Origin of the sequence: Microcoleus sp. T3_D1, assembly GCF_036700405.1 — a bacterium.
GTDB lineage: Bacteria > Cyanobacteriota > Cyanobacteriia > Cyanobacteriales > Microcoleaceae > Microcoleus.
Window position 1 is genome coordinate 26,826 of record NZ_JAUBOV010000053.1, and the last position, 25,558, is coordinate 52,383.

General features: G+C 49.4%; 15 protein-coding genes. 5 read left to right on the forward strand and 10 right to left on the reverse strand.

The features are described 5' to 3' along the window. Nucleotides 1–331 precede the first annotated feature (331 nt). Complete coding sequence (gene rpoD / locus QT992_RS22135; protein ID WP_333316272.1) at nt 332–1,498, forward strand: RNA polymerase sigma factor RpoD; 1,167 nt, start codon at nt 332–334, stop codon at nt 1,496–1,498. 213 nt (nt 1,499–1,711) lie between these two features. On the opposite strand, the gene QT992_RS22140 is transcribed toward rpoD, so the two are convergent. From QT992_RS22140 to QT992_RS22150, 3 genes are all read right to left on the reverse strand, one after another. Further along, nucleotides 1,712–1,864 carry a high light inducible protein gene (locus QT992_RS22140; protein ID WP_015179166.1) on the reverse strand — a complete coding sequence of 51 codons (153 nt, stop codon included), beginning with the start codon at nt 1,862–1,864 and terminating at the stop codon, nt 1,712–1,714. Nucleotides 1,865–1,989: 125 nt separating this feature from the next. After that, complete coding sequence (locus QT992_RS22145) at nt 1,990–3,402, reverse strand: ATP-binding cassette domain-containing protein (RefSeq protein ID WP_333377726.1); 1,413 nt, start codon at nt 3,400–3,402, stop codon at nt 1,990–1,992. A 187-nt stretch (nt 3,403–3,589) separates the two neighbouring features. Next, nucleotides 3,590–6,142, reverse strand: coding sequence for a DNA topoisomerase (ATP-hydrolyzing) (locus QT992_RS22150; RefSeq protein ID WP_333377729.1), 2,553 nt, complete (start codon nt 6,140–6,142; stop codon nt 3,590–3,592). Between the two features lie 1,939 nt (nt 6,143–8,081). Here QT992_RS22150 and QT992_RS22155 point away from each other — a divergent pair. Further along, complete coding sequence (locus QT992_RS22155) at nt 8,082–8,477, forward strand: response regulator (protein WP_333316266.1); 396 nt, start codon at nt 8,082–8,084, stop codon at nt 8,475–8,477. A gap of 426 nt (nt 8,478–8,903) precedes the next feature. Here the strand turns inward: QT992_RS22155 and QT992_RS22160 are convergent, their stop codons facing one another. The 4 genes from QT992_RS22160 to rpoB form a co-directional block, all read right to left on the reverse strand. Beyond that, entirely contained in the window at nt 8,904–13,259 is a 4,356-nt protein-coding gene (locus QT992_RS22160) for a DNA-directed RNA polymerase subunit beta'' (protein ID WP_333337975.1), read from the reverse strand. A gap of 227 nt (nt 13,260–13,486) precedes the next feature. Next, nucleotides 13,487–15,361 carry a DNA-directed RNA polymerase subunit gamma gene (locus QT992_RS22165; RefSeq protein WP_333316264.1) on the reverse strand — a complete coding sequence of 625 codons (1,875 nt, stop codon included), beginning with the start codon at nt 15,359–15,361 and terminating at the stop codon, nt 13,487–13,489. Between the two features lie 77 nt (nt 15,362–15,438). Next, on the reverse strand, nt 15,439–16,533 hold the full coding sequence (locus QT992_RS22170) for an HNH endonuclease (RefSeq protein WP_333316262.1): 1,095 nt from the start codon (nt 16,531–16,533) through the stop codon (nt 15,439–15,441). Between the two features lie 149 nt (nt 16,534–16,682). Then, nucleotides 16,683–20,069 carry a DNA-directed RNA polymerase subunit beta gene (rpoB, locus tag QT992_RS22175; RefSeq protein WP_333316261.1) on the reverse strand — a complete coding sequence of 1,129 codons (3,387 nt, stop codon included), beginning with the start codon at nt 20,067–20,069 and terminating at the stop codon, nt 16,683–16,685. Nucleotides 20,070–20,171: 102 nt separating this feature from the next. Between rpoB and QT992_RS22180 the strand changes: the two genes are divergently transcribed. Next, nucleotides 20,172–20,315, forward strand: a complete 144-nt coding sequence (locus QT992_RS22180) for a hypothetical protein (protein WP_333316259.1) — start codon at nt 20,172–20,174, stop codon at nt 20,313–20,315. 233 nt (nt 20,316–20,548) lie between these two features. Here the strand turns inward: QT992_RS22180 and QT992_RS22185 are convergent, their stop codons facing one another. From QT992_RS22185 to rpsT, 3 genes are all read right to left on the reverse strand, one after another. Then, on the reverse strand, nt 20,549–20,731 hold the full coding sequence (locus QT992_RS22185; protein WP_333337924.1) for a hypothetical protein: 183 nt from the start codon (nt 20,729–20,731) through the stop codon (nt 20,549–20,551). Further along, complete coding sequence (locus QT992_RS22190; protein WP_333244503.1) at nt 20,700–21,479, reverse strand: TatD family hydrolase; 780 nt, start codon at nt 21,477–21,479, stop codon at nt 20,700–20,702. The genes QT992_RS22185 and QT992_RS22190 overlap by 32 nt, the downstream gene beginning before the upstream one ends. Nucleotides 21,480–21,704: 225 nt before the next feature. Then, entirely contained in the window at nt 21,705–22,007 is a 303-nt protein-coding gene (gene rpsT / locus QT992_RS22195; protein WP_333066838.1) for a 30S ribosomal protein S20, read from the reverse strand. A 1,228-nt stretch (nt 22,008–23,235) separates the two neighbouring features. Here rpsT and hisD point away from each other — a divergent pair. Then, a complete protein-coding gene (gene hisD, locus QT992_RS22200; protein WP_333316257.1) occupies nt 23,236–24,549 on the forward strand; it encodes a histidinol dehydrogenase in 1,314 nt (437 codons plus the stop codon). 323 nt (nt 24,550–24,872) lie between these two features. Continuing rightward, a complete protein-coding gene (locus QT992_RS22205) occupies nt 24,873–25,301 on the forward strand; it encodes a universal stress protein (RefSeq protein WP_333337920.1) in 429 nt (142 codons plus the stop codon). Nucleotides 25,302–25,558: the final 257 nt, after the last annotated feature.

Genomic DNA, 25,558 nt, shown 5'->3' on the forward strand with positions numbered 1-25,558 from the left:
AAGTGCGATCGATCGCACTTCATGGTTTGCTTCTGGGGGCAAGGTATCGCAGATGATGTGGTAACTCGCTCCGCAAGAAAAAGCCTCAAGCTCAATTCAAGGTCGCGATGTTAAAATCTGCGATCGATTGAATGCGCTGGCTGCTTCCAACCGGAACTCGAACTTTGACTCATAAAACAGGTGCAGTTTCAGTAACAGATTCAGCTAGCAGACCGAAAATCCCACTATTTTTTCCTGCGGGAATGTCAATACTGGCTAACTTGTCTAAACTACAAACAGACACTATTCCACTGTTATTTATTCTTTAATTCAGGAGCATGAGGAAGACGGCATGATCCAGGCTAACACCGTACTCGCAACCACAATTACACCGGAAATGGAAACACTCGAGTTGCTTCGGGGCGCCGAAAGCGTTCTACCTGAGAGCGAGTTGGAACTCTTTATCGACGAAGAAGACGATCGAGAAGAATTCTTGGACTCTCAATCTGAGGACGACACTAAATCTGGCAAAGGCGCCAAAGCCCGCCGTCGGGCACAGGCAAAGAAAAAGCATTATACTGAAGACTCTATTCGTCTTTACCTGCAAGAAATCGGTCGGATTCGACTGCTGCGAGCTGACGAAGAGATTGAACTAGCGCGCAAGATAGCAGATTTGCTGGAATTAGAGCGAGTTCGAGAACAACTGCTCGAAGAGTATAACCGCGAACCCAAAGACAGCGAATGGGCGAATGCTGTAGATATGGCACTTCCTGCATTCCGTCACCGACTTCACGTCGGCCGTCGGGCAAAGGAGAAAATGGTGCAATCAAACCTGCGTTTGGTGGTGTCGATCGCCAAAAAATACATGAATCGCGGTTTGTCTTTCCAAGATTTGATTCAGGAAGGCTCTTTGGGTCTAATCCGGGCCGCTGAAAAATTCGATCACGAAAAAGGCTACAAGTTTTCTACCTACGCAACTTGGTGGATACGTCAAGCCATCACCCGGGCAATCGCCGACCAATCGCGCACTATCCGCCTACCTGTTCACCTTTACGAAACCATCTCGCGGATCAAGAAAACTACCAAACTCCTGTCTCAGGAAATGGGTCGCAAGCCTACGGAAGAAGAAATTGCTACCCGCATGGAAATGACGATCGAGAAGTTGCGGTTCATTGCTAAGTCCGCACAGTTGCCCATCTCTCTAGAAACTCCGATCGGCAAAGAGGAAGACTCGCGTCTGGGAGACTTTATTGAATCTGACGGGGAAACGCCAGAAGATCAAGTCTCGAAAAACTTGCTCAGGGAAGACTTGGAAAGCGTTTTGGATACTCTCAGCCCTCGAGAACGGGATGTACTGCGGCTGCGTTACGGCTTAGATGACGGACGGATGAAGACCTTGGAGGAAATTGGTCAAATCTTTAACGTCACCCGCGAGCGGATTCGCCAAATCGAGGCTAAAGCTCTGCGGAAGTTGCGCCATCCCAACCGGAACAGCATCTTGAAAGAATATATCCGCTAGAGTAATTTGCTAGCATCACCCAAAAGAGTGATTCGCACTCTTTTTTTGGGGGGGAGACCCCCCGCCCCGGTTTGAGCTATAGCTGTTAAATTTTGTGCTGCTAACTGCAGGGAGCAATTGGCTATTTGTGGCCCACATCGCGCTGTCAAAATTTTGGGAGTCCGTAACGGAACTCCCAAGCTTTGCAGTGTCACAAAAGTCTTAACTTGAAAATTACATCACGCCCCAAAAGTGAAGCAGACCTTGACCGGAAACCAATTCGATGATGACAGCGGCAGAGAAACCAATCATCGCCAAACGACCGTTCCAATTTTCGGCTCCTTCGCTGAAGCCCCAGTTCCAAGCGTTGCGTTTTTGTTCTTGCATAGTGCGAACTCCTTTCGTTAACTTTTGTAAGGCTTATGTAAATAAATATAACATTCCTTGATAAAAATGCAAGCTTGTGATTAGTGATATCGGTCACAACGGTCGATCGACCTTGATGATTTTGCCTAACGAGGAAAAATAGCCAACTCGGTATCAGGGTCGAACAAGTGAATTTTGTCATGGGCGATGGCCAGCCAAAGCTCCTCGCCAACTCGGATCGATCGCTCAGGAGGAACCCGCACTTGCATCCGCACCGCCGGAGCATCCGTCAAACAAACTCCCAAATAAGTTTCGTGTCCCAAAGCCTCTACAATTTCCACTTGTACCGAAAGATTTTTGGTAGCCGGAGGGTTAATGCTCAGATGTTCGGGCCGAATGCCCAAAATTAGCCCTCGCCCGTCATATTGTTGTAGACTTTTTGCCCAAATATCGGGTAAAGTAAAGCGAAATTGCGGGTGAGAAATCAACAACGGAGCAGTAAATTGCACCGACAAAAAATTCATCGGCGGAGAACCGATAAACTCAGCAACAAACAGATTAGCCGGCTTGTTGTAAAGCTCTAGAGGTTGAGCTACTTGCTGAATCTGGCCGACCTTCATAATAGCAATCCGATCGCCCATAGTCATCGCCTCAGTTTGGTCGTGAGTGACATAAATAGTTGTAGTTCCCAACTGTCGCTGCAACTGCACAATTTGCGATCTCGTTTGGGCCCTCAATTTCGCATCAAGATTCGATAGCGGTTCGTCCATCAAAAAAACTTCAGGATTTCTAGCCATCGCCCTACCCAAAGCTACCCGCTGTTTTTGCCCTCCCGAAAGTTGTTTCGGCAAGCGATTTAAAAGAGATTCTATTTGCAATAATTCAGCCACCTCCCGCACTCGTTTTCCTACCGCCTTTTCCCGTTCCGACAAATAGCGCAAACCCGGAGGCAACTTGCGAGTCGCTCCTCCTAAAAAGTCCTCAAACCAAGGATAACTTAGAGGATTTTTTAAAGAATTAGAAGCTAAATCATTAATAACCTTTTCTACCTTCTTCCTAATTGTTTCTATCTTCGGGATGCTTTCTTCTTCTCCTTGTATCTTTCCCCTTATCCCTTCTTCCTTCTTCCTTCTTCCCTCTTCCTTCTTCCTTCTTTCTTCTTCTTTCTCTCTTTCCGAGCGGCGCAATCCAAAGGCGAGATTATCGTAAACTGTTAAGTGAGGATAGAGAGCATAATTTTGAAATACCATAGCGATATCTCGGTCTTTAGGAGGCAAATCGTTAACCAGCCGATCGCCCACCCAAATATTGCCGGCAGTCAAAACTTCCAAACCGGCGATCGAGCGCAGCAAAGTGCTTTTTCCGCAGCCAGAAGGCCCCACCAGCACCATGAATTCGCCGTCTTCGACCGTTAGGTTAATGCGCCGCAAAACGCTGTTAGACGCAGGGCGATCGGCTATAGGCGAGACACTTTCTGCGACGGTGTTTGCTTCTTTTTCCTGTTCTCCTTGGCGGAGCGGAAAACTTTTGTAGATATTTTCTAATACAACTTGCGCCATTAAACAATTTTAGATTTTAGATTTTAGATATTAGATTGGGGAATTGGAGGCAGAGCCTCCGGGTATGTATTCCCAGGCAGAGCCTGGGAACAAGGCTTAATGGGGAATAGAATTGGACGTAGACGCTCGAAGGCAACAAGGCCAAGTCTCAATCGAGGCACAGCGAATAATGACCAATGACTAATGACTATTGACTGCTGATAACTTTGATAATTTTTTCACCTGGATTGAGGTCAAAAACCCGATCGCCCGCAGCATCTTTCCCCCAAAAAGCTATAGCATCAATAGTCGATCGCAGCAGGCGGCCCGAATTAGTAAAAAGTTTGACATCCGTACCCGGAACAGCCTGCAGCAAGCCAACTAAAGCATCTTTAGGCTCTGAGAAACGAAAAGCTTGAGTGCCAATTTCGCCCCGGTTAGTAAGTCTGACAGAACCTGCAGGCATTCGTTTTGCCCAACCCAACTCGGAAAATAGCACCAGACTGTCGTTCGCGTCGAGAGTGATGCAACCCACCAACTCTTCCTGCTTCCGCAACCTGGTTACTTGAGATCCCTGGGCCGCGCGGCCCATTGGCGGCAGTTGTTCATCATCAATCTCAAATCGGAGGACTCGGCCTCCTGAAGTTGCGATCGCCACTTGCTCGCCGACTTTAGCCAGACTCGCACAGCGCAGGCGATCGTCCTCCTTGAGTTTAACCAATGTAACGCCGCGATTAGTCAAATCAGCAAATTCCTGCATCGGCAAGCGCTTAATTTTCCCTTGCTGAGTCAGAGTTACTAAATCTGCCGCTTCCGAATTTTCCGGCAAAATAAAGTGTGCAACTGTGATTTCCGACAAAGCGCGACCGGCACTTTCTTTAGTAGCACTCGGCGACAACAAACTAACGATCGGCGTTCCCCGGTCTTTGGCGCTACTACTAGGAATGTCGGCCACTTTCAGCGGGTAAGCTTTGCCGTTAGGAGTTAAGACAACCAAAGTGCGATCGGTTTTCGTCAGATTTGCCGTCACAATAAAATCTTCATTTTTTTCTAAAGCTGAAACCGATTTTTCGCGACTTTTCGAGCGTGGCTTTTCCCCAGCCGGCAAGCGTCGCACGTACTGCTTGTGCGAAAATTCAACAATAGTTTCCTCTGCCTCTAGAACGGGCAATAAGTTAGGCTGAATCGTTGCCGGCGACAACTGCTTCACCCCAGAATTTTTCTTACCAGCAAATTGTGATTCAGCGTTTGCTGCGCGTGCGGTTCCATTGGCGAATTTAGTGCGGCGGGGGTCAGCGTACTTGCGTTTGAGCGATCGAAATTCCTTCTTTAAAGCCTTCAAAAGTTCGCGCCTGTCGCTCAACAAGCGCTGCAATTCTTGAATATTAGCCATCAACTCATCAAACTCAGACTGCAAATTTTGCCTTTCCAAACCAGTCAGCCTACGCATAGGCATCGCCAAAATCGCATCAGCTTGACTTTCGCTCAAATTGAGGCGAACTTGCAAAGTTTGCTTAGCAGTAGTGCCGTCAGGAGAATTTCTGAGAATGTCGATCGCTGTATCGAGATTTGTCAAAGCCAACATTAAGCCTTCGACAATATGACAGCGGCGTTCTGCTGCTTGCAACTCGTAATTGTAGCGGCGGGTAAGAGTCACTTCCCGGAAATCCAGAAATTCTTGCAACAATTGTCTCAGCGTCAACTGTCGGGGTTGACCGTTGACAATTGCCAGCAAAATCGCGCCAAAATTTGTTTGTAGGTCAGTTTGTTGATAAAGACGAGCCAGAACCGCTTCTGGGGTAAATTCCCGCTTGAGTTCAATCACCACTCGAATGCCTTCGCGATCGCTCTCGTCACGCAAATCAGAAATACCGTCAAGGCGGCCAGCATTGACCAACTCCGCCACCTTTTCAATCCAAGCCGCCTTATTTACCTGAAACGGAAATTCCGTCACCACGATCGCCGTTTTAGTACGCACCTTGCGATTACCTGGCACCTCTTCCACCCCGGCCACACCCCTGACCGCAATGCTGCCTCGACCCTTAGTGTAGGCGTCAACAATGCCCTCTGTAGCAACGATTTCCCCTCCGGTTGGAAAATCTGGGCCCGGAATCAGTTCTATCAACTTCTCGTCGGATAGTTCCGGGTTTTCAATCAAAGCAATTAAACCGTCTACCACCTCCCCCAAATTGTGTGGCGGGATATTAGTTGCCATCCCGACAGCAATGCCCGTACAGCCGTTGAGTAACAGAAACGGCAACTGAGCAGGCAGCGCCGTCGGTTCCTGCTGCGAATTGTCAAAGTTTCCAGTAAAATCAACAGTTGCATCGCCGACTTGGGTTAGCATAGCTTCGTGGGCGATCGGTGCCAGCCTAGTTTCCGTATAGCGCATAGCAGCCGCCGGATCGTTGTCCACCGAACCGAAATTGCCGTGACCCGCCAGTAAAGGATAGCGGCTCGAAAACTCCTGAACCATGCGTACCAGAGCGTCGTAAACCGATTGGTCGCCGTGGGGGTGATATTTTCCCAAAACATCTCCAACTACCCGGGCGCACTTACGGTAAGGTCGGTCTGGCGTCAGACCGAGTTCGTGCATCGCATATAAAATTCGACGGTGAACAGGTTTTAAACCGTCGCGGACATCAGGCAAAGCTCGCCCGACGATCACACTCATGGCATATTCGAGGTACGATTGCTGCATCTCGGCGTGCAGAGGCGTAGAAATTACTTGCCCGGAAAGTAGGTTGAGTTGTTTAGCCATGAGTCCTTGTGTCCGTTAATTCCTGAGTGAAAACAGCCTCTGTCAATAATGCCGAGGTTCCCTGTCTCGATTGAAAAGCCTTTGCCGCAGGCGAACCGAAAGTTCGACCCAACCGCCCAGTTGAAGAATAAAAATAAACTTAACTTGTGAAAGCAGAATCAGAGTCCCGAAGACGGGCAACACTTGCCTCTTACTCTCCACTCTTACCCTAACCTCTATGTTGCCGACCTTTGCGCCTACCTGTCTATTTACCTTCTGCCGTGAGAAGGTTGATTCACAGGAGAGCACGGAATGCCAGAAACTCAGAACGTAGTGAGGCTTTAGCTCTTCCTAGGAAAGCGTCACGAGGGACTTGAGTCCCCGTCAATCCATGATAGAATTTAATTGCAATTAGGAATAACCATCTACACGAAGAAATATTATATTCAGGAGAAACCCCAGATTGATCTCGTCTCGGTACAGCCGTAGCGTGGATCGAGCAGCAATGGTAGACGATCGAGCTTACCGTATTTTGGCAAGCCTGATGGACTCCGAAACTATTAAAAAAGAAAAGTAAGCGGAATTGGAATATCTCTGGTACTGGTACTTGGTCTGAGCGTGTAGAGGCGACTGGACTATGAGTGAAGTCCAAGTTTTGGGCTTATTCAACCATACAGCGTGGCCCTGACTCGCTGAGAGTGTCAAAAATGCCGATATTGATGAATTCATCAGTCAAAAGCTCTCCTGGCGATATCTCCTAGTCTGACATCCCCTTGATGAACGCAAGCGTGGATATTTTCAGCCGTTTTGAGGGGTTAAAACTGAGTATTAGGAATCTCCAACAATCCCCGCTAGATTCGCTACTTCAAAGGCTGTGGCGACGGGAGTATGTGAATAAACATGGCTTGATTCTAATGAGAAGGAAGGAAAATAATTATCACACATTCCCGAATCTAATACCAGTTCAAAAAATAATGCAACTGTAGGCCCGTGTTCCAAACGGATATCCAGTCAATCAGTTCCCATCTAAAATCTAAAATCTAAAATCTAAAATGGTAGAAGCCGAAGGCTTGACCGAAACAGAGGATACTATAGTCCAGGACGCACGGGTAGTCAGAAACCGGGTTTTTTCATAGCAAGAGTTCGTTATAGCCCGCCGAAACGATCAAAAACCCGGTTTCGAGGCGTCGTCCATCCGTCCTGGATTGTACTAGAAACCTGCTACCTGAGAATCTTGAGACTCTCACCAGTGCCAGGTCTAGTTTTGACACTCCCCGACTATCAAGGTGCGGGGATTCTTAATTCAGCGACTAACCTTTAAGTGTTGCGTCATGAAAGGCAATACTCCGACTTTTCAACCGTAGAATCCTACCAATTAACGAGCCTGATTCGCAGCCACCCCAGCGGGTCTGTCTCCAAAAGCGTACTAGAATACTTATCTAGAGTTTGGGTATGCCCTACCCTACTTAACAATCCTAAAAATAGTTTGTTTTGACTGGTTTAAGACTTACTGAATTCAGCCTCTAGCTGTTTAAAGAGTTTTCGCTGCTCTGCGTCCCCCGGTTTATGCCTAAAAGTGTGTCTCATGTCCTGTTTCACGAGGGCATTGCGAATTTGACCTTGACTTTTATACTATACCCCAGATATCGGAACTTATCGGACTTTTTGAAAAAAGTTTTAAGAAATTAAAGCTGTCCTAGAAGGACAGGGTTTTAAACCCAAATTTTTGATAAAAAAGAACTAAACTGTCTGTGTGTAGTAGTCTAAATGATGGTACTGGATGCTTCTAGGCATCTGTAAACCCTCTCACAGCTAGTGGCTCAAGGATATACATACGGGTTTTGCAGGGTTCCCGGCTGATGGCGCTAAAAACTCTGCATTTTTGACGGGGATGTAGTCCCCGTGCCGTGTTCCTCTTTGGACTAAAGTCACAAAGTTTCTATACTTCCCATATTTATTTATGAAAACCGTTCTGATTGTAGAGGACGATTTGGTTAATGCTCGGGTTTTTTCCAAAATTCTGACTAAGCGGGGGGGCTTAGCCGTGAAGCACACGGAAAATGTTGAAGAGGTGATGAAGATTGCTGCCAACGGCGAAGCTGATTTGATTTTAATGGATGTGTCTCTTTCGCGCAGCGTGTACCAGGGCAAATCTGTTGACGGGATTAAGATTACTCAACTGCTCAAAGCTGACCCCCAAACGGCCTCGCTGCCGATTATTTTGGTAACGGCTCACGCGATGGCTGGTGATAAAGAAACATTTCTGGATCAAAGCGGTGCCGACGGTTACATCTCTAAACCTGTGGTAGACCATCAAGAGTTTGTGAATCAAATCAAGGCTTTGCTGCCTGATTGAGTGAACCATACATGAATAAGGAATAAGAAGCAATACGGTTGGGTTAAGGGAAATTGTAGCGAAAATGTTGGGTTTAGTTCCTCAACCCAACCTACACACGAGCGGTTTTTTTAGCACTAACTGAACGGTATTGGAATAAGAAGGAAGAAGGAAAAAGGAAGAAGGAAGAAAGAATTGTTTGTTTAAACCAACAAACAATTAAAACTCTCTTATTTACAAAGTTTGCTTAAACTCTGAATCTTTCTTCTTCCTTCTTCCTTTCGATGTCCTTGCAGCACAATGCTATGAGTTCGGACTTGTAATTTCTGAGGAAAAATTTGAGATTTTTCAACTCATGAAATAGGAGTGTGCGGCGCCCGTGGAACAAACTTATCCTCAGCGAGCGCAACACCATTCACTCGCTTCATGCAATCTCAAAACACGAGATTAGTCTTCATCCTCATCAAAATCAAAACCAATATCATCATCATCGTCAACATCAGACCCCAAAGCATCGTCTTCAGACTCAGGGACAAACTCATCTTCATCAACCTCAACTTCCTCAAAATCCTCATCAGGCTCAATATCGGCTCCGCGGCCAATTTCATAGCCGCTTTCGATCGTATAAGCACGACGGGCAGTTCGATCGTCAAGCACAACATCCTCCTGCAAATCGTGGATGTCGTCATCAAACACAGCACCATCAAAGCCCGCATCCTGGACTCCAGCATCCTCATAGGCATTGAACCCAGTACCCGCGGGAATCAAGCGGCCGATAATCACATTTTCCTTCAGGCCCCGCAGCCAGTCAGACTTACCCTCGATCGCAGCCTCAGTCAACACCCGCGTAGTCTCCTGGAACGAAGCAGCGGAGATGAAGCTATCAGTATTCAGCGAGGCCTTAGTAATCCCCAGCAACACGGGAGTATAGTCTGCCGGCGCCCCGCCAGTAATAGACATGGCTTCGTTCACCTGCTCCACCTGCCGCAATTCCACCAACTCACCGGGGAGCATGGTGGTATCGCCGCCATCTTCCATCCTGACTTTGTTGGTCATCTGCCGGACGATTACCTCGATGTGTTTGTCGGAAATATCGACGCCCTGAGACTGATAAACCGACTGCACTTCGTTTACTAGAAATGTCTGCACTTGTTGGAAACTCTCTAAGGCTGCTTCAAAGGTAGATTGCCGCTCTTTGAGTACGTGGAAGAATACTTCGAGTATTTCGTGAGGGTTGGCAGGCCCGTCGGTCAAGGCTTCGGCGACGCCTACGCGCTGTCCGTCAGAAACGATCGGATTTTGACCAGGCAACAAAGGATACTCCTCAATCCGGCCGTCATCCTCAATCACCGCCAGTTCCACAACATCGTCATCCGTAACCACACGAGCCGTCCCCGGCCGCTTGGCTAAAATACAAGCTTCCTTCGGCTTCCGTCCTTCCAGAAGTTCCTCAATCCGTGGCAAACCCTGAATGATATCCCCAGTCTTTGCTCGCTCAAATACCAGAATCACCAAATTGTCGCCCCGCTGCACCAAGTCGCCGTCGTCCACGTGCAGGACTGCACCCGCCGAAACCCGGTAAGGACGGGCTACTCTGAGCAAGAGTTTGGTCGGTTCTGTCTCCGAGGCAGGGACAACTTTCACAACTTGGCCGGATTCTTCCAGAACAACCCCCGGAGCTATTTCGGTACCGGCTACCAGCAGTTGACCGGGACTCACATCCGGGGTACCCGCCACAGAGATGGAAATAGAATCGGCATCTCGCATCACCAACAGCCGGCGCACTGGTTCGCCTAGCCCCTCACGGATGCCTCGAACGATACCTGCTTCCTTGCAGAGAATCTCGGTGCGGGCGACTACTGCTCCCGGTGCGATCGACTGTCCATCCTCGACCAACAGCCGCGTGTGAGTGCTTCCCTGAGTCGGGTCAGCAGAGACATCCCGCCGAATCACCAGCGATTCCAAAATGACTAGCTGCAAGCGGAAAGTCTTGGAAGCAGGGGGGCCCCCATCATCCCCAGCCACCGCCAACTCCTGCGACGCAACAATATCTTCAGCCGAGCCCCAAGCCGGCCCAGAACCGTCGGCCCCAAAAGCCGCAGCATCTTCCTCATCCGGCAACAGCTCAATATCCGCCGCCAGTTGCGGAGCCCCCGAACCAATTTCCAAAATAAGCTGAGTCCGCAGCAGTTCCAATCCCTCCACAGACTTCACCCGTTCCCCATCTTTGTAAGGAAGCCGCTGCACTGCTTTCAAAGAAATCGACTCGTTGAGGGCCGTCTGAGAAGGCACGGGAGGCTTGTCGGGTACGGGAAATTCCACGACGGGCCGCAGCAACAAAGCCGGGCCTTCGGGGGTTTCGATATACTCGGCATAGCCCAACTCCTCCGCAACCAAGCCTGGGAAAATTTCTTGGCCGGCGTTGACAATTTGACCTTCGCCTAATGTTAGGGGGGGGCGGTCTACTACATGGAGGGTGCCCGGTTTGATGACAATTTCCCGGAGGATGTCGTTTTTCTGGGTGATTTCTACTGCTCCGCTGGTTTGGCAGAAGATGTCTTTGACGACTTCTGTACCGGCCTCTACGTACTGGCCGTCTTCCACCAGCAGCAGAGAAATATCTTTGTTGACTTCGTGGCACTCTTCCGGTATCCACAGCAGGGTGCCGCCTTTGACGACTTCGTAGCCAAGTTTGGCTTTGCCGCGCTTGTGGACTTCGACTCCGCCGTATTTGACGATGCCTCCTGTGGCTGTGCGGTAGCTGTCGTCGAGCAGTTCGGCCACTACTTCCCCGTTGATGACTTTGCTCCCTGGGGCTGTTTTGAGGGAAAACCGCTGTTTGGAGGATGTTTCGATCGTGTAGTGGTCGCGGCCGCCTGTGCTTTCGGCGCGGACTACTGCTTGGTCGAGGAGGACTTGGGCGGTGATTATTTCTATTTCTCTGGGGTCGGCGATGCGGACTACGCCGCCATGTTCGGAGACGAGTTTGGTTTCGGCTATGACGCTTTCGGCGGGAATGCGATCGCCATTTTTCACTGCTGGTTCGGCGCCGGGGGGCAGGTTGTAGACTTCTCCTGAGAGTATCCAAATGAGTCCGCCTTTGCTGGCGGTGCGGGTGGTGTTGCCTTGGCGATCGGTTTTTTCTTCTGGTACTAAGTCGGCAAATTTGGCTTCTCCGGCTAGGTCGGAGGCTACGTCTGTGGTGACTTTTTCGGTGGTTTTGCGGGCGGCGCGTCCGACGATCGGCACTTCTGCTAATACTTGGCCGGGTATGGCGCGCTGTCCGTCTTTGACCATCAGGGTAGAACCCTGGACGATCGCTAGTTCGATTTTCAGTTTTTGATTTTTGGCCCCGGATTTCCCTTCTTCAAATCCGTCGCCCTCAAATACCAGTTTGCCGTTGTTCTCGGCGACCAGTGCTTCTTCGCCGTGTCTGGTGCGGAACGATCGAGTACGCAAGTTCTTGAATTTGACTACGCCGCTTGTAGGGGCGCGTTCTTGTTTGGCGACTTCTCCGGTGAATACGCCGCCGGTGTGGAAGGTACGCATGGTGAGTTGGGTTCCGGGTTCCCCGATCGACTGGGCGGCAATAATCCCGATGGCTTCTCCCATGTCTACCATTTTCAAATGCGCCAGACTCCAGCCGTAGCAGTGCTGACAAACCGATCGGGTTGATTCGCAGGTCAGGGGCGATCGTAAAAACACCTCCCCCACCCCAGAATTACCAATTTCCCCCGCCAACTCCTCAGTAATTGGCTGATTTCGGACAGCTTTTTCGTCGCCGTAGGCCACAATTTCCCCGGTTTTGGGGTGCACCACATCTTTGGCAAACACCCGCCCCAGCAGCCTGTCCTTGAGGGGAATCAGCACCGTTGCTCCGTCTGTCATCGGCCGCACTCGAATTCCCCGCTGGGTGCCGCAGTCTACTTCCCGGACAATTACATCCTGCGACACATCCACCAAGCGACGTGTAAGATAGCCAGAGTCTGCCGTCCGCAACGCTGTATCTACTAGGCCTTTGCGAGCACCGTAGGAGGAGATGATGTATTCGGTGACGGTGAGTCCCTCACGGAAGTTGGTTTTGATTGGTAGGTCGATAATTTCCCCTTGCGGGTCTGCCATCAATCCCCGCATTCCCACCAACTGCCGCACCTGAGAAATGTTCCCCCGTGCTCCAGAGAAGGCCATCATGTACACCGAGTTTAGGGGGTCTGTGGCTCGGAAGTTTTTGACTACTTCGTCTTTGAGGTCTTCTGAGGTGCTGTTCCAGGTGTCGATTACTTTTTGGAAGCGTTCGACTTCGGTGATTTCGCCTCTGGTGTATTTTTGTTCGGTGATGCGGATTTCTTCTTCGGCTGCATCTAGGAGCGATCGTTTTGATGGCGGCACCTGCAAATCGTCTACGCTAATCGAAACTCCCGCTCGTGTTGCAAACCGGAAACCCAAGTCCTTGAGTTTATCGGCCATTTGGGCTGTACGGGCCGTTCCGTAGTGCATGAAAGACCAAGAAATTAACTTTTTGAGCTGACCTTTGTCAACAACTCGATTGCGAAAAACAATTTCTTTATTTTCTGTCATTTTTCTGAGTGGTGGTAATTGGTAATTGGTAACTTTTTCTGCTGTTCGATTTGGGTTTTCCCGATCGAAACCCCAAGGGTTCAGGAACCGGGCAGCCGAGGTGTTGGTAGTTGGTTGTTGGTAAGTGGGTAAGCGAGCAAGTGGAGCGAGAAGGAAAAAATAACAAGCATTTTGTGGGGTTGGTTTAGCTTGAGTAAGAAAGAGAGCATTCGCTAGGAGATGAATGCACCAAGATTGCCTTTCCCATAAGAAAGTTTATTTTCACCTACCTACTTAATTGGTAATTGGTAACTTTTTTTGCCCTTCGACTTCGAGCGGTAACACCGGAGCCGCAGTATTGTTAAGTAATAATGGGTAATTTTTCTGTCTTAGATCGCCATTATTTGTTAGCAATTATTAGCCAGTTATTACCCATTACCTGTTACCTCTTACTTCTTACCTCTTACCGATTTCTAATTGTTAATTACCGATTCGATGGTTTGGTGATAGATAATCCTGCCCGGAGTAGTGCGAATGAATTGATTGATTACTTTGCCTTCTGGGTCAACGCGTTCCCGGCGGAACTTGTATTCTTTCGTCACTATACCGTCGGTCGATCGTTCGACTTTCAGCGGTTCTCCCTCCGGTTCTGCATTTTCTATGGCGCCTTGAAACCTCACCCACACATAAGAATGCAAATCAACAACTCCTTGTTCGTAAGCCACAACAGCGTCGGTGAGGTTGGAGAAATAGTGACCGGCTCCTTTTTGAGCGTCAGGATTTTCGGCTGTCAAGTAATAGCAACCGAGCACCATATCTTGAGAAGGAGTAACGATCGGTCTCCCAGTAGCCGGCGACATAATGTTGTTAGAAGCCAGCATCAGCAAGCGTGCTTCGGCCTGAGATTCCAGAGACAATGGCACGTGCACGGCCATTTGGTCGCCGTCAAAGTCGGCGTTAAAGGCCGGACAGACTAGCGGGTGAAGCTGAATTGCCCTCCCGTCTACCAAAATCGGCTCAAAGGCTTGAATCCCCAAACGGTGCAGGGTGGGGGCCCGGTTCAGCATTACTGGGTGTCCTTCAATCACTTCCTGAAGCACGTCCCAAACACTAGGATCGTTGCGCTGGATCAGTTTTTTGGCTGCTTTGATGTTGTTGACCAATCCTTGGCGGATCAGGCGGTGGATGACGAAGGGCTGGAAAAGTTCGATCGCCATTTCTCTCGGCAAACCGCACTGATGAATTTTCAGTTTCGGCCCCACTACAATCACCGATCGTCCGGAGTAGTCAACCCGTTTCCCCAGCAAGTTTTGTCGGAAGCGACCTTGTTTCCCTTCAATGATGTCCGACAGCGACTTCAGCGGCCGATTGTTTGCCCCCACCACCGTCCGTCCCCGGCGACCGTTGTCAATCAGCGCATCCACTGCTTCTTGCAGCATCCGCTTTTCGTTGCGGATGATAATCTCCGGCGCCAGAATTTCTTGCAGTCTGGCTAACCGGTTATTGCGGTTGATGACTCTCCGATAGAGGTCGTTGAGGTCACTGGTTGCAAAACGGCCGCCGTCTAACTGCACCATTGGCCGCAAGTCGGGGGGAATCACCGGAATCACATTGAGCACCATCCAATCGGGTTGAGAACCCGTAGCGATGAAATTGTCAATAACCCGCAAGCGTTTAATTAACTTTGCCCGTTTTTGCCCTTTAGCATTAGCAATATCTTCCCGCAACTTTTCCGCTTCACTTTCTAGCGGAATATTTTGCAGCAAAACTTGCAAAGCTTCGGCACCTATGCCTACTTCTACGCCTGTGAGTGTGGAATCTTCGCTGTAAAGTTCGTCTTCTATTTCCAGCCAAGCATCTTCGGTGAGCAATTGCTTGTATTGCAGCTTCTCTGCATTACCTGCATTTAGGACAACGTAGGCATTGAAATACACGATTTGTTCGACATCTCGGAGCGGCATATCTAACAGAATTGCCATGTAACTTGGGATGCCTTTGAGATACCAAACGTGAGCTACGGGAGCCGCTAATTTGATAAATCCCATCCGGTGACGGCGGACGCGAGATTCAGTGACTTCTACACCGCATCTTTCGCAAACAATGCCTCTATGACGAACTCGTTTGTACTTCCCACAATGACATTCCCAATCTTTTGCAGGCCCAAAAATGCGCTCGCAAAACAAGCCATCCATTTCAGGTTTTAACGTGCGATAATTAATTGTTTCTGGTTTTGTCACCTCTCCAGTTATCTGACCGTTGGGTAAAGTCCTCTCTCCCCACTGTCGAATTCTTTCGGGTGAAGCTAACCCGATCTTGACGTAATCAAAGCGTTGTTCTATTTTAGCCATTCTTGACTCCAATTGATAATTTACAGTAGATTATTTGGGGTGGTTTATCTTTTTTCTGTCCTTTTTTTAGGTTTAAATCACTCTTTTACTCCTTTATATGTGATATTATTTTTAATATCATAGATAACACTTGAGGATACTTTTAAGTCATCAGCTATTTTAGAGATTGATTCTCTATCTCTAATCCTTTTTCGTACCTCAAGAGCTTGCTCGAAAGTCAATTTTCGTTCAAGATATCCACCCATGCGAGGAACTGGAACCTCTTCGCCTGCTTCCTTCCAAGTGACGTGATATTTAATATCGTGTATGGTTTTGCGGCCGACACTGTATTCCTGTGCTACATCCTTCATCCTCTCTCCTGCTGCTAGCTTTTGTCGAATTTCTCGCACCTTTTCCCAATCTAATTTGGCATTGGAAAGAGGATGACTTTTTCCTTGAGTGCGTCCTTTCTTAGAAGCATCTAACAAATTTTGAGTGCGAGTACCTGCCCAAAGGTGTTCTGGATTGATGCAACTGGGGTTGTCGCAGGTATGACAAGCATCCATCGAAGTCGGAAGTTCATATCCTAATTTCTCGGCTAAAACAGCACGGGTAACTGATTTTAATTTCCCATTTTTCCAGTATCTGCCATAACCTTGACCATCCTTTCCACCTGAGAAAATGATGCAGCCGCTGTCTTGAATTTCTCCTAAAAAATTGGGTGAAACTGTAGTGAAGTTATCGGGAATATTTGTCTGAAGTATCTTAGTAATAGTTTCATGTTGTACTCCATACTCTTTTGCTAGGTGGTTCTTGATGGTTCCAGATAAATATTTAGTCTGAATTTCCCGTAGTTGTGCGATCGACAATATGCCAATACCGGGAATACTTTTGCGTCTGGGAGTTTTGCGATCGCGCCCAATCATCTGCCCGGTATTCTCAGCAGCAGTTCCAGCTACCAGATGTGCCGGGTTGATGCAGCTTCGATTGTCGCAGGTATGGCAACCAAAATAACCGGAACCGAGGAATCCTGCTATTTTTGATTCGAGGACTAAACGGTGGACTAATACTGTTTTGCCATCGATCCACTTGCGCCCGTAACCGTTGCCAAACTTGCTCCCTTGCCAATTAATACAGCCCGTCGCCCGGTCAACTTCTCCTTGAATTCCTGGGACAACTGTTACAATATTCATGTTCAGCGTCTCTCCTGTTTAGAGCGTTGATTCGCCTCAGCAGTGGTACGAACACTGCTGAGGCATTTTAATTTGAGATTGCCGATTAAAGATTAAAGAATTGAATGCTGTCAAAAAATCTTTAATCTTTAATCGACAATCTTTAATGCCTAATCATCGTCAAGTTCGTCACGAGAAAGGGATTCGTAAGTAGGCCGGGAGGGCGATCGCTTGCCCCCAGCATCCGCCATCAAATCCACCTCAACGTGCTCGCTGCCCTCGTCGGACGTATTCACCTTGTGCACAGCAATATCCAAGCACAAAGATTGCAACTCCCGCATCAGCACCTTGAAAGATTCAGGCGTACCGGGGCGCGGAATGGCTTTGCCTTTGACGATCGCATTCAGCGCTTCATTCCGCCCCTGCATATCGTCCGACTTCACAGTCAGCAACTCTTGCAAAGTATAAGCTGCGCCGAACGCTTCCAGAGCCCAGACTTCCATTTCTCCGAACCGCTGACCCCCCTGCTGTGCTTTGCCGCCCAAAGGCTGCTGCGTTACCAGCGAGTAAGGGCCCGTGCTGCGGGCGTGGATCTTATCGTCTACCAAGTGAACCAGCTTCAGCATATAGGCGATGCCGACTGTGATCGGGCGATCGAACGGTTCCCCAGTTCGGCCATCGTAGACAATAGTCTTGCCGGGGTGCTTTTCATTAAACACCCAAGGCTTGCCGGTTTTTTCGCGCGCCTCCTGTAACTTGCCGTGTACGGTTTCGCGCGACTTTTCAGCCCCGTGCATTTCATCAAAAGGCACCATCTTGAACCGCATCGACAGATTTTCGCCCGCCCATCCCAGCAAGCACTCAAAAATCTGACCCACGTTCATCCGCGACGGTACGCCCAAGGGATTGAGCACTATGTCAACGGGAGTCCCGTCGGGCAAATAAGGCATATCCTCCATCGGCAGAATCCGGGACACAATACCCTTATTTCCGTGGCGGCCGGCCATTTTGTCGCCGACTTGAATCTTCCGCTTTTGAGCCACGTAGACGCGGACGACCATGTTGGCGCCGGGGGGCAGTTCGTCGCCCTGTTCGCGGGTAAACACCCGCACGTCCACCACGCGGCCTTTTTCGCCGTTAGGGACGCGGAGGGAATTGTCGCGCACGTCGCGGGCTTTTTCGCCGAAGATTGCCCTCAGCAGTTTTTCTTCCGGCGGTTGGTCGGATTCGCCCTTGGGGGTGACTTTGCCGACTAGGATGTCGCTGGCTTCTACCCAAGCACCTTTGCGGATAATTCCTTGTTCGTCTAGCTGGCGCAGCGCGTCTTCGCCGACGTTAGGAATTTCGCGGGTGATTTCTTCGGGGCCGAGTTTGGTTTGGCGGGCTTCGATTTCGTATTTTTCAATGTGGATCGAAGTGTAGACATCTTCGTACACCAAACGCTCGCTAATTAGCATGGCGTCTTCGTAGTTGTAGCCTTCCCAAGGCATATAAGCTACGAGGATGTTATGACCCAGAGCGAGCTCTGCCCCTTCGGTGGATGAACCGTCGGCGAGCACTTGACCTGCTACGACTCGATCGCCCTCATAAATCAGCGGACGCTGGTTTAAACAAGTATCCTGGTTAGAGCGCTGATATTTTTGCAGTTCGTGTTCGATGCAGCCAGCATATTTTTGCTTCCAAACCGAGGGCTGTTTGACTTTGAGATCGTCGTATTCCTTAATCAGGAAATGTTCTTCGCTGGAATTCGATTCGGCATCTACAGCCAGGGGTTTGACAATAATCCGGGTAGCGTCGATGTAAATCACCTCGCCGTCGATCCGGGAAACCACAACCATCCCGGAATCTCGGGCGGCCTGAGCTTCCAAGCCCGTACCGACGAGGGGCCGTTCTGGTTTCAGTAGCGGCACAGCTTGCCGCTGCATATTCGAGCCCATCAGAGCTCGGTTGGCGTCGTCGTGTTCCAAGAACGGAATCAGCGATGTCGCTACGGAGACGATTTGCACCGGCGAAATCGCCATGTAGTCCACCTGCATCGGAGTGGTGGTAGTAAACTCTTGGCGGTAGCGGACGGCTACTGTTTCGCCCAAGAGGTTGTTGTTTTCGTCGAGGCTGATGTCTCCGGGCGCCACGCGCAAATCGTCTTCTTCATCGGCTGTCATGTAAACGGGGGCTTTGTCGCGCAGCACCCGTCCTTTTTCTACTGGATAAAAAGGAGTTTCAATGAAGCCGTAGGGGTTGACGCGGGCGTGGGTTGCCAAGGAACCGATCAGACCGGCGTTGGGGCCTTCTGGTGTTTCGATCGGGCAAATCCGGCCGTAGTGGGACGGGTGAATGTCCCGTACTGCAAACCCGGCGCGCTCGCGAGTCAGACCTCCAGGGCCCAAGGCGGAAAGCCGACGTTTGTGAGTCAGTTCTGCCAGGGGGTTGGTTTGATCCATGAACTGCGATAGCTGGGAGGAACCGAAGAATTCCTTGATTGCTGCTACCAGCGGTTTGGGGTTGACCAGAGAAGCGGGGCTGAGGGAGTCGGCATCCGAGACGGTCATTCTTTCGCGGATGATCCGTTCTAAGCGGTTGAGTCCGACGCGCACTTGGTTTTGCAGCAGTTCTCCGACACTGCGGACGCGACGGTTGCCTAAGTGGTCGATGTCGTCGGTGGAGCCGATGTCGAATTCGAGGTTAATTAGGTAGTCGATCGCGGTCAAGATATCTTGCGATGTCAGCACCCGCGTTGTATCGGGGACTGTCAAGCGCAATTTTTTGTTGAGTTTGTACCGGCCGACTCTGCCCAAATCGTAGCGTTTGGGGTCGAAAAAGCGCGAGTGGAGGAGCTGTTCGCCGCCCGCCACGGTGGGGGGTTCACCCGGACGCAGTTTGCGGTAGAGCTCCATCAAAGCTTCTTCTTCGCCGAATTGTCCTTCTTTCTCGATCGTTTTTTGGAAGTATTCCGGGTGCCGCAGGGAGTCGTAGATTTCGCCGTCTGTGAGTCCGAGGGCTTTGAGCAGCACCTGAGCCGATAGTTTGCGGGTTTTGTCGATTCTGACCCAGACTAAATCGTTTTTGTCTGTTTCAAATTTCAGCCAAGCGCCGCGGTTAGGAATGAGCGAGGCGTTATACGAACGGCGACCGTTTTTGTCGGTTTCCGATTTGTAGTACACGCCGGGGGAACGCACGATTTGGTTGACAATTACCCGTTCGGCGCCGTTGATAATGAAAGTGCCGCGCTCGGTCATCAATGGCAAATCGCCGATGAAGACTTCTTGTTCTTTGATTTCCCCTGTTTCTTTGTTAATCAGGCGGGTGGGGACGTACATTTGCACCGAGTAGGTGCTGTCCCGGCGCTTGGCTTCGTCCACATCATATTTGGGGCGCTTGAGTTTGAAGTCTTTGCCCATGAAGTGGAGTTCCAGCTTGCCCGTGTAGTCTGTAATCGGGGAGAAGCTGTCGAGTTCTTCGATCAGTCCGGCTTCTAGGAACCAGCGAAAACTTGCCCGCTGGATTTCGATCAAATCGGGCAAGGTGAAGGCGAATTCTGTGTAATCTTTAGTGATCATGGGTGTCCTTTTTCCGCAGTGGCTCTAGCTTTTTACATGGCGCCAAGGCTGGGCTTTTTTACCTTGTTGCGTTTTTTTGATGGATTGTGTGAGAGAATTTATATGATGTTTTCGATCGCCTGCCAACTGCTGCAACGGTTATTATTGCTGGTGGCTCGCAGTATTTTTGTGCGGATTTTAGTTTCGATCGAGATGCTTTTAGCTCTGATCTCGTGGTATCCCTGGGTGAATTCCCTACACTTTTGACTCCTAAAATTGACTTGACAGCTATTGCCAAATTGCTGAGGTTCCAAGTTTCTTCTGATGTGTAAGTTTGAGTGTGTAAGTTTGAGTGTGTAAGTTTGAGTGTGTAAGTTTGAGGTATTGCGTGAAGTTTTGACCGCTCCCGAAGGTTAGCGTACTCGCGTTGTGTTGGTAGTTTCCGGGCGACATCGCAGTCGCGGAGACTAAGCCAATGCCCGATCGGTCGGTTCTTTTTATTATAGGACGCAAATCCGATCGCAACAGGCAACGCCAAAAGAATCTCCAATAAAGGATGAATCCGGTTTTTCTGGCAGGATAGAAATGGGATTGTCCCGATCGCTGGCTCTTAAATCAACTTGTTTTCCTCGTTTCTCTGTTCTGCTATAACTAAACAGAAAAGCCGAATAGCTGACAGGCATTTTCGGTTGTCTGCTGGGACAAAGTTAAGAGAGAAACTCCTCTCAATTTAGCAACTTGCTCGGCTACGTAGTAGACGTAGGCTGGTTCGTTGCGTTTTCCCCGCTGGGGTACGGGGGCGAGAAAAGGGCAATCTGTCTCGACTAGGATGCGATCGCTATTTACCATACAAGCTGATTCTTGTATTTGCAAGGCTTTTTTAAAGGTGACTGTTCCGCTAAAACTAATGTAGAAACCTAGGTCTAAAAACCACTGGGTTTCTTCGGGCGTGCCTCCCCAGCAGTGCATGACCCCGCGCACTGGTCCGCGTGTTTGCCAAAAGTTCCTCAGCATTTCGGCCATTGGGGCGGCGGCGTCGCGACAGTGGATAATGACTGGTTTGTCAAGTTCCTGGGCGATTTCAAGCTGTGCCTCAAACACTTTAAACTGGTGTTCTCGATCGTCAGCTTTATAAAAGTCCAGTCCGGTTTCGCCGATCGCCACTACCCTAGAGTCCGAACTTGCTAATTCCCTAATCTGGCTTGCAGTCTCGTCTTTCCACTTGTCGGCATCTAGGGGGTGGAGTCCAACCGCAAACGAGACTTCTGCAAACTGGTTGGCGATTGCTTGAATGCCGGCAAACTCTTCTGGCTCTACACAAGAATGAACCAGCCGAACTACACCAGCTTCGCGCCAGCGTTCTCGAATGGCTTCTAACTCAGATTTGTAGATTTCAAAGTTGATATGAACGTGAGTGTCGATGAGCTGCATGGGGGAAGCAGATTAGAGGTGATACGGGAGAGTCCTGGTGGGATAGGGCGAGGGGGGAGTGAGAGAGTCTGGGAGTTGGAGTGGGAGAGAGTGTGCGGGAAAAATCTTCCGTCTTCTTTCTTCCTTCTTCCTGCTTCACGCTTGACTTCTTCACGCTTGACTTCTTCCCTCAACATCCATCCCTTCAATCTTGTACACTGCTTCGTTGCCGAACTTTCTGCTTCCTTAAGACGCTACCGAGGATGTTTCGTGTGGCTTGAGGGTTCTTGCCAAGCGGGACTTTTTGCGAGCGCCGTTGTTGCGGTGGAGTACACCTTTTTTGACAGCTTTGTCAATTTTGCTGTAGGCCTCAGACATTCGCTGCTGGACTTCTTGCATTAATTCCGGGCTCGGAGCTGCGGCGTACTTGTCTACGGCAGCGAAATACTTCTTCATCAAAGTTTTGACCGCTGACTTGTAAGATTTGTTGTACAAGCGGTTACGTTCGGCGATTTTGACTCGTTTGACGGCGGACTTAATATTTGCCATAGTTCAGTTGCTGGAAGTAGGTATTCATCAGAATTATGGGTTTGAAACCCCGTCCTTCTAGGACGGCTTTACAATTCCCTTGCGGGGTTGGGGAGGTAGGGTTGCCTCCCCGCCGGGATATGGTTGTCCCGTTCTCCTTGCGGAGTAAAGTTAGCTTCGCCAATGTTTAGTGAGCTTGTTAGGCTAGCAGCACTACTTCAGGGACCTTAAAGTTGTTTAACTACTAGCGACAGAGCGGAAAACTAGCTTCGCATTCTCCGGTGTCGTGACTCAAAAAACGTAGTCAATTAAGACTTAGGCTGGTCAGAATGGCTTGTTAGATTTCTCCTTCAAGCCTCATGCCGTCAGGGCTGAGGTTCCTGACTGATACACCCTAGTCTCAAGACAGTCCCAAGACACGGGGATTTTGAAGGACAACCTTTTCGGGAGCTATCCGCAAAAAGCTTGATTTTTAATGGCGGAGTGAGACAGCCACTCTCCCTTGGCTCAGATTGAGCTGAGTCGGTGGCTACTTTTTGGCGACGCCCGCGCAATAATTTTTTATTGACTCATTTAACTGCCTGTTCTTTACCCCTGACAATACCCAAAGGTATGACACGGGTTTTACAGAGGCGTTTTGCGGTGTTTCCACCGTCACGAGTTAAAGTCACGGTTTCTTGCGCGCAATTTTCAAGTATACAATAATTTGGCGTTTTTTTATAAAAAAATTATCAGGTGTTGGAAAAACTAATATAGCACCTATTTTGCTTAAAATCCAATTCTCTGAAAAATCCAAGTTAAGCTATAACAAAGAATACGGGTTATTTGGGCTTCGGCAAGAAGCACTTACCGAAGGTAGAAGGTAAAAAGCTGAAGGTAGAAGGTAGAAGGTAGAAGACAGCCGGATCAGAAGGTAGAAGGTAGAAGGCAGAATCAAAATTCTCCCGATCGAACACTCTCCCTCTCGGATATTATCGGCGTCGGACACTCTCCCCCTCTGCGTTCCAACCCTCTCCCTCCGCAACCGGTTCTCTGGCGGGCAATTCCTAGAGAATGTGGTGACTTGTCCTCAGTGTTGCAAAATCCTCGACAGAGATTTAAACGCTGCACTGAAGCCTTGGAAAATGCCGCGACTATCGCGGTTTAAGCTTGTGGACTGGTGGTGGCCTACTTCTCTAGGAGATAGCCACAAAAATCCCCAATTGTCAAGCAAATGTTAGTGAAGTTATAGACGGCATTCCTAATCTCCATGCTGCGAATCATTACTCAGTGGGTTGAGGCACAAGCTGAACTGCGACGGATCTGCGATCGCACCCATGACGAACTTGTCGTTCACAAAGAAGCCACCGTGCGGGAGGTGCTGCAAGCTGTAAGGCGCAGAGGCGATCAGGCTGTGCTGCACTACACTGCTGAATTTGACCGCATGACCCTAAATGTAGAAGATTTACGGGTGACAGGCGCCGAATTGGATGCTGCTTACCAGCAGGTGTCGAAAGAATTATTAAATGCCATCCGGCTGGCTTGCAAACAGGTAGAGGCGTTTCACCGACAGCGCGTACCCAAGTCTTGGGTGCAGTTTGGTGATGACGAGATTGTTTTGGGCAAGCGCTACACGCCGGTCGATCGAGCAGGAATCTACATTCCTGGCGGTCAGGCGTCCTATCCAAGCTCGGTGATCATGAATGCGGTTCCTGCGAAGGTCGCCAAGGTGCCGAGACTGGTGATGTGTACTCCCCCCGGACAGGAGAAGAAAATGAATCCTGCGGTGCTGGTAGCGGCTCAGGAAGCGGGAGTTGATGAGATTTATCGAGTAGGCGGGGCGCAGGCGATCGCGGCTTTGGCCTACGGTACGGAAACTATTCCGAAGGTGGATTTAATTACTGGGCCGGGGAATATTTACGTCACCCTGGCTAAAAAACTGGTTTACGGGACTGTGGGGATCGATTCTCTGGCTGGCCCGTCGGAGGTGCTGATTATTGCGGATGGTTCGGCGAATCCTGTGCACGTGGCTGCGGATATGTTGGCTCAAGCTGAGCACGATTCGATGGCGTCGGCAATTTTGCTGACGGCGGATTCGGTGCTGGCTAGGAAGGTGGTAGCTGAGGTAGACAGACAGTTGGCAAATCACCCGCGCCGAACTTTAACAGAAAAGGCGATCGCCAACTATGGTTTAGTCGTAGTAGTTGACTCGATCAAAGCGGCGGCGGAACTCTCTAATGAGTTTGCGCCCGAACACTTGGAATTGCAAGTTGCAGATCCCTGGGCTTTGCTCGATCAAATTCGCCACGCTGGGGCGATTTTCTTGGGCTGCTCGACGCCGGAAGCTGTGGGGGATTATTTGGCTGGCCCGAATCACACTTTGCCGACTTCTGGGGCTCCGCGCTATGCGTCGCCGCTTGGTGTCGAAACTTTTATGAAGCATTCGAGTTTGATTCAATATTCACCTGCAGCACTTAAGAAGGTGGGTAGGGCGATTAATGTTTTGGCCCAAGCCGAGGGGCTTCCTTCTCACGCTGATTCGGTGCGGCTGCGGACTGAAAATGAGGGAAAGGGTGAGTTTTAGATGGTAGATTTGAGATTGGCGATCGGCAAAATACATAGGTAGTCAAAAGCGAGTGAATTGCAATGAAAGGAAGCAATTATCTTGCGATTATGGTAGCTTTACATTCTGTGACAAGCGACCCAGTTTATTTGCACCTACCGAGTTACGCACTGCGGGCTTAAGAAACCCGGTTTCTTCCAGAATCTTGCTTAAATGACGCAATTATGTTAAGAAACCGGGTTTCGGGGTAGGTAATAATGATGTTGGTGGGAAGCGCGAAATTGTCGAAAGTAGGCGACAATCAGCGAAAAGTTAAAGTCTAAATATCGGAAATTTAAAGGTGCATGGTATTGAATACTGTTTTGGTAGCGATCGACAATTCAGAGTTAGCGACTCAGGTATTGCAAGTTGTAGGACAATTTCAGCTAGAACCGACGGCAAAGGTGATTCTAGTTCATGTTGTCAGTTCTGGTAGGTCGGATTTTGACGCGGTTGTCGATCGACCTCACGCTCAGGGAAATGAGATTGCTTACCGAGAGGTAGAGAAGTTGCTGCAATCTTATCAGGAAAAGTTGCCTTGCCAGAGCGAATTGGAGATTGTTTCGGGAGAACCAGCAGAAGAAATTGTCCGTTTGGCTCATATCTATAAGGCCGATTTAATTGCGATCGGCTGTCGGGGTTTAACTGGTTTAAAGCGGATTTTAGAGGGTTCGGTGAGTGGGGAGGTTGTCGCTGAAGCTCCTTGTTCGGTGTTGGTGGTGCGGGCTAAGTAAGTAGGCTGGTAAATGCGATCGGGAGCATCTCAGTTTTGCGTTTACAGTGCGAGCGTCCCCGCTCGCGTATTGTACAATACGCGAGCGGGGACGCTCGCACGACAATAAAAAAAATGCTTTTTACAAAACTGAGATGCTCCCTCTAATATTATTTACCAAACCAATCTTTCATTTTTTGTTTAAGTAGGTCGGCGCAAAAAAACCGAACTATGTTAAGATAAGTAAACAAAAAGAATATATCTACTGAGGTAACTCAA

What these genes read in the sequence shown, in the direction of transcription:
- QT992_RS22190 (WP_333244503.1), bottom strand. Translation starts at nt 21,479, where the DNA reads ATGCAGCTCATCGACACTCACGTTCATATCAACTTTGAAATCTACAAA.
- QT992_RS22155 (WP_333316266.1), top strand. Translation starts at nt 8,082, where the DNA reads ATGAAAACCGTTCTGATTGTAGAGGACGATTTGGTTAATGCTCGGGTT.
- hisD (WP_333316257.1), top strand. Translation starts at nt 23,236, where the DNA reads ATGCTGCGAATCATTACTCAGTGGGTTGAGGCACAAGCTGAACTGCGA.
- QT992_RS22140 (WP_015179166.1), bottom strand. Translation starts at nt 1,864, where the DNA reads ATGCAAGAACAAAAACGCAACGCTTGGAACTGGGGCTTCAGCGAAGGA.
- QT992_RS22170 (WP_333316262.1), bottom strand. Translation starts at nt 16,533, where the DNA reads ATGAATATTGTAACAGTTGTCCCAGGAATTCAAGGAGAAGTTGACCGG.
- QT992_RS22185 (WP_333337924.1), bottom strand. Translation starts at nt 20,731, where the DNA reads ATGCCTGTCAGCTATTCGGCTTTTCTGTTTAGTTATAGCAGAACAGAG.
- QT992_RS22145 (WP_333377726.1), bottom strand. Translation starts at nt 3,402, where the DNA reads ATGGCGCAAGTTGTATTAGAAAATATCTACAAAAGTTTTCCGCTCCGC.
- rpoD (WP_333316272.1), top strand. Translation starts at nt 332, where the DNA reads ATGATCCAGGCTAACACCGTACTCGCAACCACAATTACACCGGAAATG.
- QT992_RS22150 (WP_333377729.1), bottom strand. Translation starts at nt 6,142, where the DNA reads ATGGCTAAACAACTCAACCTACTTTCCGGGCAAGTAATTTCTACGCCT.
- QT992_RS22165 (WP_333316264.1), bottom strand. Translation starts at nt 15,361, where the DNA reads ATGGCTAAAATAGAACAACGCTTTGATTACGTCAAGATCGGGTTAGCT.
- QT992_RS22205 (WP_333337920.1), top strand. Translation starts at nt 24,873, where the DNA reads ATGGTATTGAATACTGTTTTGGTAGCGATCGACAATTCAGAGTTAGCG.
- rpsT (WP_333066838.1), bottom strand. Translation starts at nt 22,007, where the DNA reads ATGGCAAATATTAAGTCCGCCGTCAAACGAGTCAAAATCGCCGAACGT.
- rpoB (WP_333316261.1), bottom strand. Translation starts at nt 20,069, where the DNA reads ATGATCACTAAAGATTACACAGAATTCGCCTTCACCTTGCCCGATTTG.
- QT992_RS22180 (WP_333316259.1), top strand. Translation starts at nt 20,172, where the DNA reads ATGATGTTTTCGATCGCCTGCCAACTGCTGCAACGGTTATTATTGCTG.